This is a genomic window from Escherichia sp. KTE52 (assembly GCF_000408325.1).
Taxonomy (GTDB): domain Bacteria; phylum Pseudomonadota; class Gammaproteobacteria; order Enterobacterales; family Enterobacteriaceae; genus Escherichia; species Escherichia marmotae.
The window spans coordinates 163254-181904 of sequence record NZ_KE138680.1; the positions used below are offsets into that span (position 1 = coordinate 163254).

The 18651-nt window shown below is 49.6% G+C and carries 17 protein-coding genes and 1 tRNA gene; 7 read left to right on the forward strand and 11 right to left on the reverse strand.

The window, feature by feature from the left end; genetic code table 11:
- Nucleotides 1-86: 86 nt before the first annotated feature.
- The 5 genes from A1SC_RS10735 to A1SC_RS10715 form a co-directional block, all read right to left on the reverse strand.
- Entirely contained in the window at nucleotides 87-1085 is a 999-nt protein-coding gene (locus tag A1SC_RS10735; RefSeq protein ID WP_001516972.1) for a LacI family DNA-binding transcriptional regulator, read from the reverse strand.
- Between the two features lie 67 nt (nucleotides 1086-1152).
- A complete protein-coding gene (locus A1SC_RS10730; RefSeq protein WP_016262480.1) occupies nucleotides 1153-2730 on the reverse strand; it encodes an FGGY-family carbohydrate kinase in 1578 nt (525 codons plus the stop codon).
- A gap of 52 nt (nucleotides 2731-2782) precedes the next feature.
- Nucleotides 2783-3733, reverse strand: a complete 951-nt coding sequence (locus A1SC_RS10725) for an ABC transporter substrate-binding protein (protein WP_016262481.1) — start codon at nucleotides 3731-3733, stop codon at nucleotides 2783-2785.
- A 73-nt stretch (nucleotides 3734-3806) separates the two neighbouring features.
- Complete coding sequence (locus tag A1SC_RS10720; RefSeq protein WP_001516975.1) at nucleotides 3807-4790, reverse strand: ABC transporter permease; 984 nt, start codon at nucleotides 4788-4790, stop codon at nucleotides 3807-3809.
- Nucleotides 4791-4793: 3 nt separating this feature from the next.
- A complete protein-coding gene (locus tag A1SC_RS10715; protein ID WP_001516976.1) occupies nucleotides 4794-6293 on the reverse strand; it encodes a sugar ABC transporter ATP-binding protein in 1500 nt (499 codons plus the stop codon).
- Nucleotides 6294-6762: 469 nt separating this feature from the next.
- Here A1SC_RS10715 and fucI point away from each other — a divergent pair, with 469 nt between their 5' ends.
- The 4 genes from fucI (at nucleotide 6763) to fucR (ending at nucleotide 11278) form a co-directional block, all read left to right on the forward strand.
- Nucleotides 6763-8538 (forward strand): L-fucose isomerase, encoded by a 1776-nt coding sequence (fucI, locus tag A1SC_RS10710; RefSeq protein ID WP_016262482.1) that lies wholly within the window; start codon nucleotides 6763-6765, stop codon nucleotides 8536-8538.
- Between the two features lie 108 nt (nucleotides 8539-8646).
- On the forward strand, nucleotides 8647-10065 hold the full coding sequence (gene fucK / locus A1SC_RS10705; RefSeq protein WP_016262483.1) for an L-fuculokinase: 1419 nt from the start codon (nucleotides 8647-8649) through the stop codon (nucleotides 10063-10065).
- A gap of 1 nt (nucleotide 10066) precedes the next feature.
- Nucleotides 10067-10489: an L-fucose mutarotase gene (gene fucU, locus A1SC_RS10700; protein ID WP_000920827.1), complete on the forward strand. Its 423-nt coding sequence runs from the start codon at nucleotides 10067-10069 to the stop codon at nucleotides 10487-10489.
- Nucleotides 10490-10546: 57 nt separating this feature from the next.
- The gene (gene fucR, locus A1SC_RS10695) at nucleotides 10547-11278 is read left to right on the forward strand and encodes an L-fucose operon activator (RefSeq protein ID WP_016249141.1); all 732 of its coding nucleotides are present in this window, start codon (nucleotides 10547-10549) and stop codon (nucleotides 11276-11278) included.
- 43 nt (nucleotides 11279-11321) lie between these two features.
- On the opposite strand, the gene rlmM is transcribed toward fucR, so the two are convergent.
- The 4 genes from rlmM to A1SC_RS10675 form a co-directional block, all read right to left on the reverse strand.
- Nucleotides 11322-12422 carry a 23S rRNA (cytidine(2498)-2'-O)-methyltransferase RlmM gene (gene rlmM, locus A1SC_RS10690; protein ID WP_016262484.1) on the reverse strand — a complete coding sequence of 367 codons (1101 nt, stop codon included), beginning with the start codon at nucleotides 12420-12422 and terminating at the stop codon, nucleotides 11322-11324.
- Nucleotides 12415-12810 (reverse strand): DUF423 domain-containing protein, encoded by a 396-nt coding sequence (locus A1SC_RS10685; protein WP_000203905.1) that lies wholly within the window; start codon nucleotides 12808-12810, stop codon nucleotides 12415-12417. The genes rlmM and A1SC_RS10685 overlap by 8 nt, the downstream gene beginning before the upstream one ends.
- An 18-nt stretch (nucleotides 12811-12828) precedes the next feature.
- Entirely contained in the window at nucleotides 12829-13746 is a 918-nt protein-coding gene (gcvA, locus tag A1SC_RS10680; protein WP_000044401.1) for a glycine cleavage system transcriptional regulator GcvA, read from the reverse strand.
- A gap of 351 nt (nucleotides 13747-14097) precedes the next feature.
- Entirely contained in the window at nucleotides 14098-14325 is a 228-nt protein-coding gene (locus A1SC_RS10675) for a YgdI/YgdR family lipoprotein (RefSeq protein ID WP_000750396.1), read from the reverse strand.
- A gap of 192 nt (nucleotides 14326-14517) precedes the next feature.
- On the opposite strand from A1SC_RS10675, the gene csdA reads away from it, so the two are divergent.
- The gene (csdA, locus tag A1SC_RS10670) at nucleotides 14518-15723 is read left to right on the forward strand and encodes a cysteine desulfurase CsdA (protein ID WP_016262485.1); all 1206 of its coding nucleotides are present in this window, start codon (nucleotides 14518-14520) and stop codon (nucleotides 15721-15723) included.
- Nucleotides 15723-16166 carry a cysteine desulfurase sulfur acceptor subunit CsdE gene (gene csdE, locus A1SC_RS10665; protein ID WP_000184239.1) on the forward strand — a complete coding sequence of 148 codons (444 nt, stop codon included), beginning with the start codon at nucleotides 15723-15725 and terminating at the stop codon, nucleotides 16164-16166. The genes csdA and csdE overlap by 1 nt, the downstream gene beginning before the upstream one ends.
- 55 nt (nucleotides 16167-16221) lie before the next feature.
- On the opposite strand, the gene tcdA is transcribed toward csdE, so the two are convergent.
- Together tcdA and mltA are read right to left on the reverse strand one after the other, a co-directional pair.
- The gene (gene tcdA / locus A1SC_RS10660) at nucleotides 16222-17028 is read right to left on the reverse strand and encodes a tRNA cyclic N6-threonylcarbamoyladenosine(37) synthase TcdA (RefSeq protein WP_000117724.1); all 807 of its coding nucleotides are present in this window, start codon (nucleotides 17026-17028) and stop codon (nucleotides 16222-16224) included.
- Nucleotides 17029-17266: 238 nt separating this feature from the next.
- Complete coding sequence (gene mltA / locus A1SC_RS10655; protein ID WP_000678632.1) at nucleotides 17267-18364, reverse strand: murein transglycosylase A; 1098 nt, start codon at nucleotides 18362-18364, stop codon at nucleotides 17267-17269.
- 208 nt (nucleotides 18365-18572) lie between these two features.
- On the opposite strand from mltA, the gene A1SC_RS10650 reads away from it, so the two are divergent.
- A tRNA-Met gene (locus A1SC_RS10650) sits at nucleotides 18573-18649 on the forward strand.
- Nucleotides 18650-18651 lie beyond the last annotated feature (2 nt).

The following is an 18651-nucleotide window of genomic DNA, read 5'->3' on the forward strand; positions in this document are numbered from 1 at the left end:
GCACCGCAAATAAAGACGGGGTTATTTTTAGTAAGGAAAGGCTATTGAATATTATTGCCCAATAGCCTGCTTATTTTCTGCGATTATTATTTTTTTCTTATGCGCTTAATTAATTTCATTTCTACTTTGACCGTTTTTTTTACGGGCCTTTCTTCAATAGCGCTTAACATCATTTCAAACGCTTTTTCTGCCCAGGCATTTTCATCCTGCTGCATTGACCAGACGTTATTGGCGAGAAATCCCAGCATGGGATGTTCATCGAAAGTGCCGATATTGATTTCTGGCGGTACAGCGCCAAAACGATCGCGAATCGCGCGAACAGCGCCTTCAAGCACAGGTAAAGACGAGGCGATAAATGCCTGTGGACATCCCTGATCTTCAATGAGTTTGTCCATAATGACATAGCCGCCTTCAGGGGTATTTACCGGGCCTTCCCTCACCCAATTACGATGGGTAATACCCTTTTTCGCCAACGCATTCAAATAGCCAGTCAGACGATCGCTGATACTCGGCAACCCGGCATCTCCCAGCAAAAACCATACTGGTGCCTGCCCTGCCTCGAGAATATTTTGTGTCAGTTTTTCACCGCCAGAAATATTATTACTTTCTACCAATGCGTTATCGGTATATTTGAAATCACGATCGAGTAACACCATTGGTTTACGAATTTTGCGTAAATGATGCTGTTGATTTTCCAGTGTCGAAGGGACAATAAAAAGACCATCTACATTTCGTGCGATAAATGCTTTAGTCAATTTATTTTCATAATCAACGTCATCATAAGTACAACTGATTGTAAGTTGATATCCGGAACGTCGACAGCGTTGTTCGAGTTTTTCTGCCAGCGTTGCAAAAAAGACGTTGGATATGTTGGGAACAATCAATCCCAATGTATCTGTTTTGTTAAGTTTAAGACTGCGGGCGGAATGATTAATGATATAACCATAGCGTTCTACATATTCATTGATACGCGTTTGGGTTTTGACGCTGATCCGATATTGTTCCGCTTTTCCATTTAGCACCAGTCGCACGGTCGTAACCGATAAATTCAGGTCGCTGGCTATCTGCTCTACTGTTTTAGCCATAGGTCTTTCCCAGTTAACATCCAGACGTCAAATCACAATCATAAAAGTATTTTTAACTTTTGTCTTATTACATCAGTTGGTTAACTACCTGTTGTTGATCCCAAAGCGTCAGGTAAACCTGGTATTTACGTTCTAAAAATTCACGGCGTTGTGGGTTTGCCCGAATAACCTCGCCGGCCTCAACCATTGCTTTACATGCGGATGAAAAATTACGCCATGCTCCGCTGGCAACAGCACCGCTAATTGCTGCGCCCAACGTAACGGCATCTTCTTCTTGCATCAGGTGGATATCGCAGCTTGTCACGTCTGCATATTCGCGTAGCCACAAGGGGTTGTGCGTTGCACCACCACATAACGTTAATTGGGTAATGGTATGCCCATTTTCCCTTAGAGTTTCAATAATATGTCTGGTGCCAAAGGCTATTGCCTGTAAAGTCGCAAGGTAAAGTCGCGCGAGTTGATTTTCTCCACGCTCCAGCGTTAAACCATAGACACTGCCTCTGGCATCGGGCCGTGCTCGTGGCGAACGGTTGCCGTGATGATCGGCAAGCACATGTAAATTTCGTGTAGGTTCAGACTCGTTATTTTCCAGGGCGGCTACCCATTCATTAATCAGTTGAATCGGATGGCACCCGCGTTGTTGCGCCTTGTTAAAGAGATTTGCGCTTGCCCCGGACTCCTGAAGCGTCCACTCCACCAGCGCCCCTGCGGCGCTTTGCCCACCTTCGGTTAGCCAGTAATTTGGCAGCATGGCCGACCAGTATGGCCCCCAGACGCCAGGGGTAAATATCTCTTTTTCACTGCACAACATATGGCAATTCGACGTTCCGCTTATCACTGCCAGCGTACCTGATGGCTGCGCGCCAACCAGCGCCACACCACCGGCATGAGCATCAATCAAGCCACTGGCCACTATAACATTGGTCGTTAATCCCAATTCTTCAGCAGCAGTGGCAGTTAACGTTCCCACGGCAGCGCCTGGCGGAAGAATTTCGGCGGGAATTCTTTCAAGCATGTCCGTCAGGTCTATCGATTCCAGTAAGTTATGGCTAAAGCGTTGCTCATGAGCCAGATAATTCCATTTACACGTTAGCGTGCACAATCCCGCGACGTCTCGCCCTGTTGCTTTCCAGACCAGAAAATCCGCCAGATCGAAAAAGCGATGAGCGGCCTGCCAGGTTTGTGGTAGATGTGTCTTCAACCAACGTAACTTTGGTAGCTCCATCTCGACACTCACTTCGCCGCCAACGTAGCGCAATGCGAGATCCTTCGTCGCGTTAATCTGCGCCGCCTCGGCTGTTGCGCGATGATCCATCCACATAATGATGTCCTGATTCGCAGGTCCGCTGGGCGAGACCGCTAAACCTTTGCCTTGTCCATCAAGAACAACCAGCGAACAGGTAGCATCAAAACCCAGCGAGCAAATCGCGGAAACGGGGATGCCCGCCAGAGCTGTCGCCTCTTTCACCGTTTTACAGACCTGTTGCCAGATCTCAGCCGAAGACTGTTCGACACGCTCGCCGCCCGGGCGAAACTGGGAGACAGGCGCAGTGGCAAATGCCAACCTGCGGCCATTGGCACAGTAAACTCCCGCTCTGACACTGGCCGATCCGACATCGACACCGAGAAAATAACCGTTGTGCATAAAGCCTCCCTGACGCTGGAGATAACGGGGATGAAAGTTCACCCCCAATTTTTTATTTCTTACCAAATGGGTGTAGCAGTTTGTCGATTTCTGGCGTGTTAATGTTCTCGGTATTCACAAATTTCACGGGAATATCGATCTCTTTTTCAACGGGTTGTCCTGAGAGGGCCGCATTCAAGGTTTTGATCCCCTGATAGCCAATCTGGTATGCATCCTGAACAACAAAGCCCTGAATGACGCCGTTCTTCAGGAAGTTAATAATCGCTTCTGTACTATCAAAACCAATGACCTTCACCTTACCTTTCAGATTCTGGCTATCAATGGCATTCGCCACCCCGAGCGTTGAACCTTCATTGGTGCCATAGATCCCCGCAAGATCGGGGTTGGCCTGGATCATGTCGATAGTTTTATCCATCGCTTTTTGGGGATCACCATCGCTGTACTGAACGGGTAATACTTTGATGTCAGGATATTTTTCTTTCATCCGTTCCATGAAGCCTTCCGAGCGTTCAATGGCGGAAGAAGTTCCTGCTACATGCGCGATAATCCCGACTTTTCCTTTATTGTTGACCTGCGCGGCTAACGCATCGGCAGCCTGTGCCCCTGCTTTACGGTTGTTGGTCGCGACAAAACTCACCGGAATGTTCGAGTTGATGCCTGAATCAAAGGTCACCACTTTAATACCGCGTGAATTTGCTGTTTCTACCAGCGGGGCGAGCGCATTCGCGTCGAGGGCAGCCAGGAGCAAGCCATTCGGTTTTTGCGCCATCGCATTTTCGACTAACTGAATCTGCTCGGCTATTTGCGTTTCATCAGCCGGGCCAACATAGCTGGTTTTATCACTCATCTCTTTAGCCGCAGCTTCAGTGCCCATTTTTACGGTTTGCCAGAATTCATGCTGAAAACCTTTACTAACAACCGGAAGATTCAAATCCTTTGCCAGTGCGCTGGAAGTCATACAGGCCAGCAGAGATAACGCATAGACAAAATGCCTGTTTTTCATTGTTTTACTCCGTTTTGAGTGAGTCACCCTTAACGTCAGGGCTGTTATTTCCCGATAAAACAGGGAGCCTAAGTCAACGAATCTTTTTGCGTAATGTATCGAGGTAAACGGCAGCGACTACAACTACACCCATTGCGACCATTTGCCAGAACTGGGAGACGCCCATTAAATTGAGGCCATTTTTCAGTACACTCATAATGAAAGCGCCAATGATTGTGCCGCCAATAGTGCCAATACCACCCATTAAGCTGGTTCCGCCGATCACTACCGCGGCAATAGCCTCCAGCTCATAACCCACTCCTACCGTCGGTTGTCCGGAGTTGAGACGAGATGCCAGAATGACACCCGCTATCCCCGTTAGTAAGCCGCAGAAGGCATAGACGAAAATTTTCACGCGCTGAACTTTAATACCTGAAAGATGAGCGGCAACTTCATTACTGCCTACGGCATAGACATAGCGACCAATAACGGTTTTTTTCAGAATGTAAGCGCCGACAAGTGCCACGATGACAAGGTAGAAAACAGGATAAGGCAGCACATCAAATAAGCGTCCCTGAGCGAGCGTTTTGAACGTTGGGTAATCGGAAAAATAGATTGCACGCCCGTCGGTCATCACCATATTGATCCCCCTGACGGACATCATCAGTCCCAACGTAGCGATAAACGGTGGAATGGTCATTTTAGTAACCAGCAAACCATTCACATAGCCGCACAATCCGCCTGCTAAAACACCAGCAATAATACAAACAGGCAGCGGCAGTCCCAGCGTGGCGCAAATACCCACGGCGACACCAGAAAAAGCCACCACGGAACCCAGTGATAGATCGATGCCTGCGGTAATAATGACAAAAGTGACTCCAATGGCCATGATGCCAATTACCGACGTTTGCAGAGCAATCGTCATGATATTTTCGGTATTAAAGAAAAAGGGCGAACTGAAGCTAAAAAACAGCACTAAAATAATCAGGCTGAATAATGGCGCCAGACGCATCAATAATTCCTTATTGATTTTTATTTTCTTATTATTGCTGTCTGAAGAGGTTACAGAGATAGTCATAATTTAATCCTCTAACGTCGCGTATTGCATAATTTTTTCTTGCGTGGCTTCATTTGCACTAAGCTCGCCGGTAATTCGACCACTACGCATCACTAAAATACGGTCGCACATTCCTAACACTTCCGGCAATTCAGAGGAGATCATGATAATTGATTTCCCTTTAGCCACGAGACGATTCATTAACTCGTAGATTTCCAGTTTGGCACCAACATCAATACCGCGAGTAGGTTCGTCGAAGATTAAAATATCAGTATCTTTACATACCCAGCGCGCAATAATAATTTTTTGCTGGTTTCCTCCACTTAGATTTACTGCAGCCTGTTCAAGATGTGGGGTTTTAATTCTTAAGGCCTTCACTTGTTGTTCACTGGTTTGCTGACAACGATGTGAATCAACATTCCCAAAACGGTCGGAATATTCAGGATAATTTCCTAGCATAATATTTCGCTCGACAGACAAGTTAAGCGCCAGCCCCTCTTTTTTACGGTCTTCCGTCAGATAACTGATCCCTTGCTGAATTGCATCTGAAATATCTTTGATAACGATTTCTTTACCATTCAATATTAGCGTTCCGCTATCAATGGAGTCCGCCCCAAAAATCGCGCGCGCAAGCTCAGTACGACCAGCCCCCATCAGACCGGCAAAGCCGAGGATCTCACCTCGATAGAGCGTGAAATCAATATCGTTCAGCACGCCTTTACGCGTCAGTCCATTCACCTCCAGTACCGGAATCCGCTGCTGTAGCGCTTCGCGACGGGGATAGATATTTCCTAAATCGCGCCCCACCATCATGGCAATCAAGTCACTTATTTTTACGCATTCATAATCCACAGTATTGATATACTGACCATCACGCATTACGGTCGCGCGATCGGCAATGAGCGCCAACTCTTCCAGACGGTGGGAGATATAAACAATCCCAGTGCCCTGTTCTTTCAATAATCGGGTGACACGAAATAAACTTTCAATTTCTGTTTCTGTTAGCGCTGCAGTAGGTTCATCCATAATGAGAATCTTTGCGTTAACTGAAATGGCCTTGGCAATTTCTACCATCTGCTGCTGAGCTACTGTAAGGTCGGCAACCAGAGTATCTGGTGAAATTGCCAAATTTAATTTTTGCAAAATCTCAATCGTCGCCTGACGTTGCTGTTTTTCATCCAGACGCCAGCGATTTTTTTTACAAAACTCCCTACCGATAAAAATATTTTCTTCCACTGTAAGATCAGGAAATAAATTAAATTCCTGATGAATAATAGTAATACCAACACGCTGCGCACTTAACGGCTCAGAAAATGAGACAGATTGATCTTCAAAAACTATTTCACCTTCGTCAGGTTGATAAACACCCGACAAAATTTTCATTAGGGTAGATTTTCCTGCGCCATTTTCACCTAATAGTGCATGAACTTCGCCCCGGCGTAGAGTAAATTGCACATCATTAAGCGCCAACACGCCTGGAAAGCGTTTGGTGATATGCTTCATTTGCAAAAATGTTTCGGACATTGCCGCTTTCCTCAATAATCAGAAACTGAAAATGTGAAGTACGACATAAATGTCGCTACTAAAGCCCTCTTCACTGTGATACGAATAACGTTTGAATGGACATTCATCGCATCAATTTATTTTTCGCATTTTGCTAACTCGAGTTAGCGTTCACCTTTTAAAGGCTATTTTAGGTATACAAATTAGCCAAATAATTTGAGGTAAAACTGTGATGCATAACCACCAAAATCTCATAACTCAATGATTATTAACAATATTAGTTTTTATCTCACCAAATAATAATTTGACAGAGATCGAATTTTAACCACTTCTCGTGAAGCCCCTCACATTTCAACAAGAAAAAAGTTGTACACAAAAAGCCTACATACCTAAGCTAACTCGAGTTAGCAACTAATAATCAATATTACTGCTTCGGTGGTTCCTTTCTCCGCCTTAGCAGAGCGCCAATAAAGCGAGATGAGGAATCCTGATGAAAATTAATACGTTACCGAAAATTGGTATCCGCCCGGTTATTGACGGTCGTCGCATGGGTGTTCGTGAGTCGCTTGAAGAACAAACAATGAATATGGCGAAAGCCACGGCCGCACTGCTAACCGAGAAACTGCGCCATGCCTGCGGTGCTGCCGTCGAGTGCATCATTTCCGATACCTGTATCGCGGGGATGGCTGAAGCCGCCGCCTGCGAAGAAAAATTCAGCAGCCAGAATGTAGGCCTCACCATTACGGTAACGCCTTGCTGGTGCTATGGCAGTGAAACCATCGACATGGACCCTACCCGTCCGAAAGCCATTTGGGGCTTTAACGGCACTGAACGCCCGGGCGCTGTTTACCTCGCCGCAGCCCTGGCAGCTCACAGTCAGAAAGGTATCCCGGCATTCTCCATTTACGGCCATGACGTTCAGGATGCCGATGACACATCGATTCCTGCCGACGTTGAAGAAAAACTGCTGCGCTTTGCCCGTGCCGGTTTGGCAGTCACCAGTATGAAAGGTAAAAGCTATCTGTCACTGGGCGGCGTTTCGATGGGGATCGCCGGTTCCATCGTTGACCACAACTTCTTTGAATCCTGGCTGGGAATGAAAGTCCAGGCGGTGGATATGACCGAACTGCGTCGCCGTATTGATCAGAAGATTTACGACGAAGCAGAACTGGAAATGGCGCTGGCCTGGGCTGATAAAAACTTCCGCTATGGCGAAGATGAAAATAACAAACAATATCAACGTAATGCCGAACAAAGCCGCGCAGTTCTGCGCGAAAGTTTGCTGATGGCAATGTGTATCCGCGACATGATGCAAGGCAACAGCAAACTGGCTGATATCGGTCGCGTGGAAGAATCTCTTGGCTACAACGCCATTGCGGCGGGCTTCCAGGGACAACGTCATTGGACCGATCAATATCCAAATGGCGACACCGCCGAAGCGATCCTCAACAGTTCATTTGACTGGAATGGCGTGCGCAAACCCTTTGTCGTGGCTACCGAAAACGACAGTCTTAACGGCGTGGCAATGCTAATGGGTCACCAGCTCACCGGCACCGCTCAGGTATTTGCCGATGTGCGTACCTACTGGTCACCTGAAGCAATTGAGCGCGTAACGGGGCATAAACTGGACGGGCTGGCAGAACACGGCATCATCCATTTGATCAACTCCGGTTCTGCTGCGCTGGACGGTTCCTGTAAACAACGCGACAGCGAAGGAAAACCGACGATGAAGCCGCACTGGGAAATCTCCCAGCAAGAGGCTGACGCTTGCCTCGCCGCTACCGAATGGTGCCCGGCGATCCACGAATATTTCCGTGGCGGCGGTTACTCTTCCCGCTTCCTCACTGAAGGCGGCGTCCCGTTCACCATGACTCGAGTCAACATTATTAAAGGCCTGGGACCGGTACTGCAAATCGCGGAAGGCTGGAGTGTGGAGTTGCCGAAGGATGTGCATGACATCCTCAACAAACGCACCAACTCAACCTGGCCAACCACCTGGTTTGCACCGCGCCTCACCGGCAAAGGGCCGTTTACGGATGTGTACTCGGTAATGGCGAACTGGGGCGCTAACCACGGCGTTCTGACCATCGGCCACGTCGGCGCAGACTTTATCACTCTCGCCTCAATGCTGCGGATCCCGGTATGTATGCACAACGTTGAAGAGACAAAAGTGTATCGTCCTTCTGCCTGGGCCGCGCACGGCATGGATATTGAAGGCCAGGATTACCGCGCTTGCCAGAACTACGGTCCGTTGTACAAGCGTTAATACATTACTCCCTGATGTGATGCCCGGTCGCTCCGGCTACCGGGTCTGAACAAGCAAGAGTGGTTAGCCGGATAAGCAATGTTATCCGGCTATATTGCAGGAGCGATTATGAAACAAGAAGTTATCCTGGTACTCGACTGTGGCGCGACCAATGTCAGGGCCATCGCGGTTAATCGGCAGGGAAAAATTGTTGCCCGCGCCTCAACGCCTAATGCCAGCGATATCGCGATGGAAAACAACACCTGGCACCAGTGGTCTTTAGACGCTATTTTGCAACGCTTCGCTGATTGCTGTCGGCAAATCAACAGTGAACTGGCTGAATACCACATCCGCGGTATCGCCGTAACGACCTTTGGTGTGGACGGCGCTCTGGTTGATAAGCAAGGAAATCTGCTCTATCCGGTCATTAGCTGGAAATGTCCGCGAACGGCGGCGGTAATGGACAATATTGAACGGTTGATCTCCGCACAACAGTTGCAGGCCATTTCTGGTGTCGGAGCCTTTAGTTTCAACACGTTATATAAGCTGGTATGGTTGAAAGAAAACCATCCACAACTGCTGGAACGCGCGCACGCCTGGCTCTTTATTTCGTCGCTAATTAACCACCGTTTAACCGGCGAATTCACTACTGATATCACCATGGCCGGAACCAGCCAGATGCTGGATATCCAGCAACGCGATTTCAGTCCGCAAATTTTACAAGCCACCGGTATTCCACGCCGACTCTTCCCTCGTCTGGTGGAAGCGGGTGAACAGATTGGCACACTACAGAACAGCGCCGCAGCAATGCTCGGCTTACCCGTTGGCATACCGGTGATCTCCGCGGGTCACGATACTCAGTTCGCCCTTTTTGGCGCGGGTGCCGAACAAAATGAACCCGTGCTCTCTTCCGGTACTTGGGAAATTTTAATGGTTCGCAGCGCGCAGGTTGATACTTCACTGCTTAGTCAGTACGCCGGTTCTACCTGTGAACTGGACAGCCAGGCAGGTTTGTATAACCCGGGTATGCAATGGCTGGCATCCGGTGTGCTGGAATGGGTGAGAAAACTGTTATGGACTACTGAAACTCCGTGGCAAATGCTGATTGAAGAAGCTCGTCTGATCCCACCGGGCGCGGACGGCGTGAAAATGCAGTGTGATTTATTGTCATGTCAGGACGCAGGCTGGCAAGGAGTGACGCTCAATACCACGCGGGGGCATTTCTATCGCGCGGCGCTGGAAGGGTTAACCGCGCAGTTACAGCGCAATCTACAGATGCTGGAAAAAATCGGCCACTTTAAAGCCTCTGAATTGTTGTTAGTCGGTGGCGGAAGTCGCAACACATTGTGGAATCAGATTAAAGCCAATGTGCTTGATATTCCGGTAAAAGTTCTCGACGATGCCGAAACGACCGTCGCAGGAGCTGCGCTGTTTGGCTGGTATGGCGTAGGGGAATTTAACAGCCCGGAAGAAGCCCGCGCGCAAATTCATTATCAGTACCGTTATTTCTACCCACAAACTGAACCCGAATTTACAGAGGAAGTGTGAAATGCTGAAAACAATTTCGCCGTTAATTTCTCCCGAACTATTGAAAGTGCTGGCAGAGATGGGGCATGGAGATGAAATTATTTTTTCCGATGCTCACTTTCCCGCCCATGCGATGGGACCACAGGTGATCCGCGCTGATGGCCTGTTAGTGAGCGACTTGCTCCAGGCAATTATCCCGTTATTTGAACTGGACAGCTATGCGCCGCCGCTGGTGATGATGGCGGCAGTAGAAGGTGACACCCTCGATCCTGAAGTGGAACAACGCTATCGTGATGCGCTTTCACTACAGACCCCGTGCCCTGAAATCACCCGCATCGACCGTTTTGCGTTTTATGAACGGGCACAAAAAGCCTTTGCGATCGTTATCACAGGCGAACGAGCGAAGTACGGGAATATTCTTTTAAAAAAAGGGGTAACACCGTAATCTCATACCGGTACGCCCGCATGACGCGGGCGGTTATCGAATGATGGGGTGAAAAATATGAAAGCGGCACGCCAGCAAGCGATAGTCGACCTGCTGCTGAACCATACCAGCCTGACCACGGAAGCTCTCTCTGAACAGCTAAAGGTCAGTAAAGAAACCATTCGTCGCGATCTCAATGAATTACAGACGCAGGGTAAAATTCTGCGCAATCATGGGCGCGCTAAATATATCCACCGTCAAAATCAAGACAGCGGCGATCCCTTTCATATCCGGCTGAAAAGTCATTATGCGCATAAAGCAGATATTGCCCGCGAAGCGCTCGCGTGGATTGAAGAAGGGATGATGATAGCCTTAGACGCCAGTTCAACTTGCTGGTATCTGGCACGCCAGTTGCCTGACATCGACATTCAGGTCTTCACCAATAGCCATCCAATTTGTCATGAACTCGGTAAGCGCGAACGCATTCAACTGATCAGTTCCGGCGGCACACTTGAGCGCAAATATGGTTGTTACGTCAATCCCTCGCTGATTTCCCAGCTTAAATCGCTGGAAATCGATCTGTTTATTTTTTCTTGCGAAGGGATCGACAGCAGCGGCGCACTGTGGGACTCCAATGCGATCAACGCTGACTACAAATCGATGCTATTAAAACGTGCCGCGCAATCGTTGTTATTGATTGATAAAAGTAAATTTAATCGTTCTGGAGAAGCCCGCATCGGGCATCTGGATGAGGTCACGCACATTATTTCTGATGAGCGCCAGGTTGCGGCTTCTTTGGTGACAGCCTGATGGCAATGGTAGCAGGCCGGAGACGGCGCCCCGGCCTTGCCCGTTATCGCTCGTCGCGACGACCACCCACCGCAGCCCAGATACGACGGACATGCACCGTCACTTCTTCGCGATCGTGATATAACTGCCGCGCCTGAATCTGAGCATTTATGCCATGTTCATCAAGCTGTGCCTGAATATACGCCAGATTGTGTGACACTTCTTCGTAGCGTTTTTTCATCGGCAGTTTGAGGTTGAAGATTGTTTCACGGCACCAGCCATTAACCAGCCACTGCGCCATCAATGCCGCAACTTTCGCTGGTTTTTCAACCATATCGCATACCATCCATGAGATATTGCTGCGTGTCGGACGGAATTTGAAACCGTCTTCCCGCAGCCATGTCACCTGTCCGGTATCCATCAGACTTTGCGCCATCGGGCCGTTGTCGACGGAATAAACCCACATGTTGCGCTTCACCAGTTGGTAGGTCCAGCCACCCGGGCAAGCACCTAAATCCACCGCCCACATCCCGTTCGCCAGGCGTTCATCCCACTCATCTGCCGGAATAAACACATGAAATGCCTCTTCCAGTTTGAGCGTGGAACGACTCGGCGCATCTGCCGGAAACTTCAGACGCGGAATGCCCATATAGAACGGCGAATTATTGTGGCTGTAAGAGTAACCGGTATAGCAGCAACCTGGGGCAATGAAGAATACATGCACCACCGGACGCTTCGGTGTTTCATAGTTCACCAGCACGCCCGCATCGCGCAAGGCAGCCCGTAGCGGAACCGTGAATTTACGGCAGAATTTCAGTAACTCTTTGCTTTCGTTGGTGTCCGCGACTTCAACACGCAGTTCACCGCCCTTCTCCACCACGCCCTGCAACATGCCAACAATAGGCGTAATGCGGTCTTCTGGCGGCAAATGTTGGAGGAGTTCTCCTACCAAAAACCACTGGCGGGCAAAAATTAATGAACTGAACGGCAGCTCACGAATTAGCTTATCGCCATCATCCGGTTGATAACATTCATAAATGACATAACCCGCATTCTCTTTCACGCGGGAAAAACCGAAGATTTCCCGCTGACCGGCTTTATCGGTAATTTCTGCGGCGCACTCTTTTTCAAAGCCCGGACGACACAACAATACAACCTTATTCATGACTTACGCCCTTGCGCTTTAAACGGATAGCACCGACTAACATTAACGCCCAACCCGCGAGGAAGCTCACACCACCGACCGGAGTGACAAACGCCCACAAACGCAGATGAGACAGCGCCAGGCAATAAAGGCTGCCGCTGAACAGCACCGTGCCTAACGCGAGGAAAACACTACTCCAGTAAAACCAGATACTGATGCGACGCTGCATCGCCACTGCCAGCCCCAAAATCGCCAGTGTATGGAACGCCTGGTATTCAAGGCCGGTCTGGATCCAGCCCATCTCAACGGCTCCCATTGTTTTACTTAAAACATGTGCACCAAAAGCGCCCAGAGCCACAAAAATGAAACCGCTAATGGCGGCAAAAATCAGCATAAAACGGCTGGTCATGGTCGTACCCTACGTAAATTATTGTTCATAACGAAAGCGGAATTTTTCTTGTTCAGCAGCGGCTTTCGCCAGGATCCATTGGCGAAAGGCGGCTATTTTACCCAGTTCTGCCTGACTGTCATGACATACCAGATAAAAAGCATTTTTACTGACCAGAACATCATTAAACGGGCAGACAAGACGTCCAGCCTCGATTTCAGATTGCGCCATCACGTTATTTGCCAGCGCCACACCCTGCCCATGAATGGCAGCTTGTAGCACCATGGCGCTATGGCTGAATATCGGTCCTTGCTGAACGTTAATATGATTTAACCCCAACTGGCGGGTATATGTCTGCCAGTCACGACGGGACGCATCGTGTAATAACGTATGTTTAGCCAGATCTTCCGGGGTCTTCAAGGGTTTTTCACCGGTTAATAGCAAAGGCGAACATACTGGCAACAGGTATTCGGCGTAAAGCTTTTCCACCCGCAGCCCTGGCCAGTTGCCACGGCCATAAAATATAGCGACATCAACGTCGTCCGCCAGTTTATCTTCCTGACGATCGACCGCCTGGATTCGAACATCGATTCCCGGATAAGCTGAATTAAAGCTGGAAAGTCGCGGCACCAGCCAGTGGATGGCAAAACTGGGGAGTAAGCTGACCGTCAACGCCCCCTTGGCGCTACGGGCCTGGAGTTTACGCGTTGCTTCAGTTAATTGCGAAAATATCTCTTTGATATCGAGGAAATAGCTTTGCCCTTCCTCGGTCAACAGAAGTGAACGATTACGACGACGGAACAGTTTTAGTCCCAAAAAGTCCTCAAGTGACTTGATTTGATGACTTACTGCGGCCTGAGTCACAAAAAGCTCTTCTGCTGCACGTGTGAAGCTTAAATGGCGTGCGGCGGCATCAAAAACTCGTAAGGCATTTAGCGGTGGTAATCGTTTTGACATGGCTTTTAAACTTTGATGTTAAATGAATTTAACAATTAGATCACAGTATGTAACCTATTAGTTTTTTTTATCTGAGCCATTATAATTTGTCCGTTGAGCTTCTACCAGCAAATACCTATAGTGGCGGCACTTCCTGAGCCGGAACGAAAAGTTTTATCGGAATGCGTGTTCTGGTGAACTTTTGGCTTACGGTTGTGATGTTGTGTTGTTGTGTTTGCAATTGGTCTGCGATTCAGACCATGGTAGCAAAGCTACCTTTTTTCACTTCCTGTACATTTACCCTGTCTGTCCATAGTGATTAATGTAGCACCGCCTAATTGCGGTGCTTTTTTTTTACCTTGCGATCGTGAATTACTGATCCAGTTCGACCATCTCTTTCACGTCAGTGCGGTTGATCTGCTGTTTGTTGCCATTAGCGTCTTTATAAGAAATCATACCGGTTTCATCATCCGTCATCGGTTTGCCATCGGCAACAATGGTGCGTCCATCGTTGGTGTGCATGACATAGTTTGAACCGGAACAGGCACTAAGGGCAAAAGTCAGCATACAGGCAGAGATAATTGCGGCAGTCTTTTTCATCTTCTTCTCCTTAAAGCGATTATTCACTCGCAATAAAAATTCATTAACAGGCTAAAATTAACGCCTAACACTATTAAGCATAAGCGACCGAGTCGCTTTCGCCTGGATATCCAGATGAATCCGAAGGTTAGGGCTATCCTTGTGTCGAAGTGAATTTTGCGCCACGATCGGTTTATCAAGCCGAGGAGTACCATGAACGTTTTTAATCCCGCGCCGTTTCGCGCGCACTTTCCCGCATTACAGGATGCGGGCGTCTATCTCGACAGCGCCGCTACTGCGCTCAAACCCGAAGCCGTTATTGAGGCAACCCGGCAGTTCTATAGCCTGAGTGCTGGAAACGTGCATCGCAGCCAGTACGCCGAAGCCCAACGGTTAACCGCACGTTATGAGGCCGCGCGGGAGAAAGTCGCCCAACTGCTGAATGCATCGGATGACAAAACTATTGTCTGGACACGTGGCACCACCGAATCTATTAACATGGTGGCGCAATGTTATGCCCGTCCACACCTGCAACCAGGCGATGAAATTATTGTCAGTGTGGCAGAACATCACGCCAATCTTGTTCCCTGGCTGATGGTCGCCCAACAAACTGGAGCCAAAGTGGTGAAACTGCCGCTTAATGCGCAGCGGTTGCCGGATGTCGATTTATTGCCAGCGCTAATGACTCCTCGTAGCCGGATTCTGGCGCTGGGCCAGATGTCGAACGTCACCGGTGGTTGCCCGGATTTGGCGAGAGCGATTACGTTTGCCCACGCCGCCGGAATGGTGGTGATGGTTGATGGAGCTCAGGGGGCGGTGCATTTCCCTGCCGATGTTCAGCAACTGGATATCGATTTCTACGCTTTTTCAGGTCACAAACTTTATGGCCCGACAGGTATCGGCGTGCTGTATGGCAAACCAGAACTGCTGGAAGCAATGTCGCCCTGGCTGGGCGGCGGCAAAATGATCCACGAAGTCAGTTTTGACGGCTTCACCACTCAATCTGCGCCGTGGAAACTGGAAGCCGGAACGCCCAACGTCGCAGGCGTCATTGGGTTAAGCGCGGCGCTGGAATGGCTGGCAGATTATGATATCAACCAGGCAGAAAGCTGGAGTCGCAGTCTGGCGACGCTCGCAGAAGAGGCGCTGGCAAAACGTCCTGGCTTTCGTTCATTCCGCTGTCAGGACTCCAGCCTGCTGGCCTTTGATTTCGCCGGTGTTCATCATAGCGATATGGTAACGCTGCTGGCGGAGTATGGCATTGCCCTACGCGCCGGGCAGCATTGCGCTCAGCCACTGTTGGCAGAATTAGGCGTAACCGGCACTCTGCGCGCCTCTTTTGCGCCATATAATACAAAGAGTGATGTGGATGCGCTGGTGAACGCCGTTGACCGCGCACTGGAATTATTGGTGGATTAATGACGAACCCGCAATTCGCCGGACATCCGTTCGGCACAACCGTAACGGCAGAGTCGTTACACAACACTTTCGCGCCGCTGACGCAATGGGAAGATAAATATCGCCAGTTGATTATGCTGGGGAAACAGCTTCCTGCTTTGCCAGACGAGTTAAAAGCGCAGGCCAAAGAGATTGCCGGATGCGAAAACCGCGTCTGGTTGGGGTATAGCGTCGCTGAAAACGGCAAGATGCATTTCTTTGGTGATAGCGAAGGACGCATTGTGCGCGGTCTGCTGGCCGTGTTGTTGACCGCAGTGGAGGGGAAAACCGCTGCCGAGTTACAGGCACAGTCGCCGCTGGCATTGTTTGATGAGCTGGGATTGCGTGCGCAACTTAGCGCCTCACGCAGTCAAGGGCTGAATGCGTTAAGCGAGGCGATTATCGCGGCGGCGAAGCAAGCTTGATGTTGCACGTTCAAGGTCGGATAAGACGCACCAGACGTCGCCTCCGACCTAATGTTTACCCCTGACGCGCCGCTTTCGCCATCATCTTCTTCAGCGCATGAGAAACCGCAACAAAACCAAAGGTGGCGGTTACCATCGTTGCCGCGCCAAATCCTGACGCGCAATCCATCCGCTTCGGCCCTTCTGCCGTGGCTTTCATCGCACACACCGTACCGTCTGACTGCGGGTACACCAGTGCTTCGGTAGAGAAAACGCAGTCCACGCCGAGCTTACCTTTACTGTTTTTCACCACGCCAAAATCACTTTTCAGGCGCTCGCGCAGTTTCGCCGCCAGCGGATCCTGAATTGTCTTTGCCAGATCAGTAACCTGAATCTGCGTCGGATCAATCTGCCCGCCTGCGCCACCGGTCGTGACCAATGGGATTTTATTGCGACGGCAATAAGCGATCAGCGCCGCTTTAGGTCGCACGCTATCAATGGCATCAATCACATACGAATAACCGGCACTCATATATTGCGCTACGTTATCCGGCGTCACAAAATCATCCACCACCGTTACCCGGCACTCCGGGTTAATCTGGCGAATACGTTCCGCCATCACTTCAGCTTTTGCCAGCCCGACGTTATCGCGCAGCGCGTGAATTTGCCGATTAGTATTGGTGACGCACACATCATCCATATCAATAAGTGTGATTGCGCCAATCCCCGTTCGCGCCAGAGCTTCCGCCGCCCAGGAACCGACACCACCGATACCGACGACACAAATATGCGCATCAGCAAACAGTTGCAACGCTTTTTCACCATACAGACGCGCTGTGCCGCCAAAACGCTGACGCCAGGCATCACTTATTACAACAGACATAGCACCTCAGAATTAAAAAGGGTGAGGTTATCCCTCACCTTAAACGCATAAATGCCTGATGCGCTACGCTTATCAGACCTACATAACTCCTGCAAAATATTGAATTTGCATAATTTGTAGGCCAGATAAGGCGTTCACGCCGCATCTGGCATGAACAACGCGCAGTTAGTCAACAATCAAAAGGTGAGGTTATCCCTCACCCTGGCTTATCCGTAAAAACGGCGTACAGAATATCACATCAGCCGCTAAAAACGTTACCTGCGCCCGGGGCCGTTTTCAGCACCCAGACACGACCATAGTGATTGTACCAACCGGCGCGGTGGCCAGCTTCAGGGCCAATCCCCTGATAGATATCGAAGTGTTGGCCTTTGATTGCGCCACCGACATCCAGAGCCACCATCAGACGCAGTTCGTACTGACCATTGAATTTGCCGTTATTATCCAGCAGCGGCACTTCTGCCAGCAAGGTAGTACCTGGTGGGATAAGCGAACGATCAGAGGCAACCGACGCACGGCCAACCAGCGGCACTGCACTTGCCCCTTTCACCGGCGCGAAAGATTGCGGTTTAAAGAAGACGAAAGATGGATTCTGTTCCAGCAGTTCGCGAACTTCGGCTTCACTGTGCGTTTCACCCCAGTGACGAATCGCCTGCATCGACATATCTTCTTTTTTCACTTCGCCACGATCGATCAAAACCTTACCAATACTGCGATAGGCATGACCGTTCTTTCCGGCATAGCTGAAGAAGTTAAGCGGGCTGCCATCGCCAAAATCGATATATCCACTCCCCTGCACATCCATAATGAAGTTATCCATCAGAGAATTGCTGTAAGCAAGGATATATTTATCGCTCAGTGCCCCCGCGTAGATCTCCGCACGAGACGGCAGACGACCGCGTTTTGGCGGCATACGGTAAATAGGGTACTGAAACTCGCCCTGGCGAGTATGGCGCGCCTGAATTACCGGTGTGTAGTAACCCGTAAACTGCACGTTGCCGTAGTTATCCGCCCCTTCCATCTGCCAGGCGTCAATGCCAAACTGACGCATATTGCGGGTATCACCACCTGCGCGCAGCCACTCCTGCACCGCGTTATAAACATTACTCTGGTTGCCATACAGACGCGGCGACGCGTTACGGATATGGTTAATTTGCTCGGCAAAATCACCGGCGTTAATTGGCGCGCCAACGGCATCTGGCTGGTTCACCAGAGAGAAAGGCTGGGTAAATTTCCCGTCTTTATATTGCTGTCCGCGATCGGTTGGTTTGGAGGAGCAGGCGGCAAGTATCGTTACGACTGCGCCCATAAGAAGGTACTTTACCCAACGTCCTTTCATTGTTCTCTTCTTCAGGTTAAAAAATAAGGCGCAACGAAGATAACAAACCGTTGGGTTTAATGAAATGCGTAGCCGCTCCCTGACGCAAATTTTGCACAAAAAATAGGCTTTAGTGGTTTGTTTTTGTTCAAAAACATCCCAATTCCGTGATCCGGGTAAAAAAAAGGTTGCATGAAAACGCGAGCGGAGTATAGTGCGCATCCACGGACGCGGGGTGGAGCAGCCTGGTAGCTCGTCGGGCTCATAACCCGAAGGTCGTCGGTTCAAATCCGGCCCCCGCAACCAAT

Coding starts and splice junctions, on each gene's coding strand:
- fucI (WP_016262482.1), top strand. CDS start 6,763: ATGAAAATTAATACGTTACCGAAAATTGGTATCCGCCCGGTTATTGAC.
- gcvA (WP_000044401.1), bottom strand. CDS start 13,746: ATGTCAAAACGATTACCACCGCTAAATGCCTTACGAGTTTTTGATGCC.
- A1SC_RS10675 (WP_000750396.1), bottom strand. CDS start 14,325: ATGAAAAAGACTGCCGCAATTATCTCTGCCTGTATGCTGACTTTTGCC.
- A1SC_RS10715 (WP_001516976.1), bottom strand. CDS start 6,293: ATGTCCGAAACATTTTTGCAAATGAAGCATATCACCAAACGCTTTCCA.
- A1SC_RS10685 (WP_000203905.1), bottom strand. CDS start 12,810: ATGACCAGCCGTTTTATGCTGATTTTTGCCGCCATTAGCGGTTTCATT.
- fucK (WP_016262483.1), top strand. CDS start 8,647: ATGAAACAAGAAGTTATCCTGGTACTCGACTGTGGCGCGACCAATGTC.
- csdE (WP_000184239.1), top strand. CDS start 15,723: ATGACGAACCCGCAATTCGCCGGACATCCGTTCGGCACAACCGTAACG.
- A1SC_RS10720 (WP_001516975.1), bottom strand. CDS start 4,790: ATGACTATCTCTGTAACCTCTTCAGACAGCAATAATAAGAAAATAAAA.
- fucR (WP_016249141.1), top strand. CDS start 10,547: ATGAAAGCGGCACGCCAGCAAGCGATAGTCGACCTGCTGCTGAACCAT.
- A1SC_RS10735 (WP_001516972.1), bottom strand. CDS start 1,085: ATGGCTAAAACAGTAGAGCAGATAGCCAGCGACCTGAATTTATCGGTT.
- rlmM (WP_016262484.1), bottom strand. CDS start 12,422: ATGAATAAGGTTGTATTGTTGTGTCGTCCGGGCTTTGAAAAAGAGTGC.
- A1SC_RS10725 (WP_016262481.1), bottom strand. CDS start 3,733: ATGAAAAACAGGCATTTTGTCTATGCGTTATCTCTGCTGGCCTGTATG.
- csdA (WP_016262485.1), top strand. CDS start 14,518: ATGAACGTTTTTAATCCCGCGCCGTTTCGCGCGCACTTTCCCGCATTA.
- mltA (WP_000678632.1), bottom strand. CDS start 18,364: ATGAAAGGACGTTGGGTAAAGTACCTTCTTATGGGCGCAGTCGTAACG.
- A1SC_RS10730 (WP_016262480.1), bottom strand. CDS start 2,730: ATGCACAACGGTTATTTTCTCGGTGTCGATGTCGGATCGGCCAGTGTC.
- fucU (WP_000920827.1), top strand. CDS start 10,067: ATGCTGAAAACAATTTCGCCGTTAATTTCTCCCGAACTATTGAAAGTG.
- tcdA (WP_000117724.1), bottom strand. CDS start 17,028: ATGTCTGTTGTAATAAGTGATGCCTGGCGTCAGCGTTTTGGCGGCACA.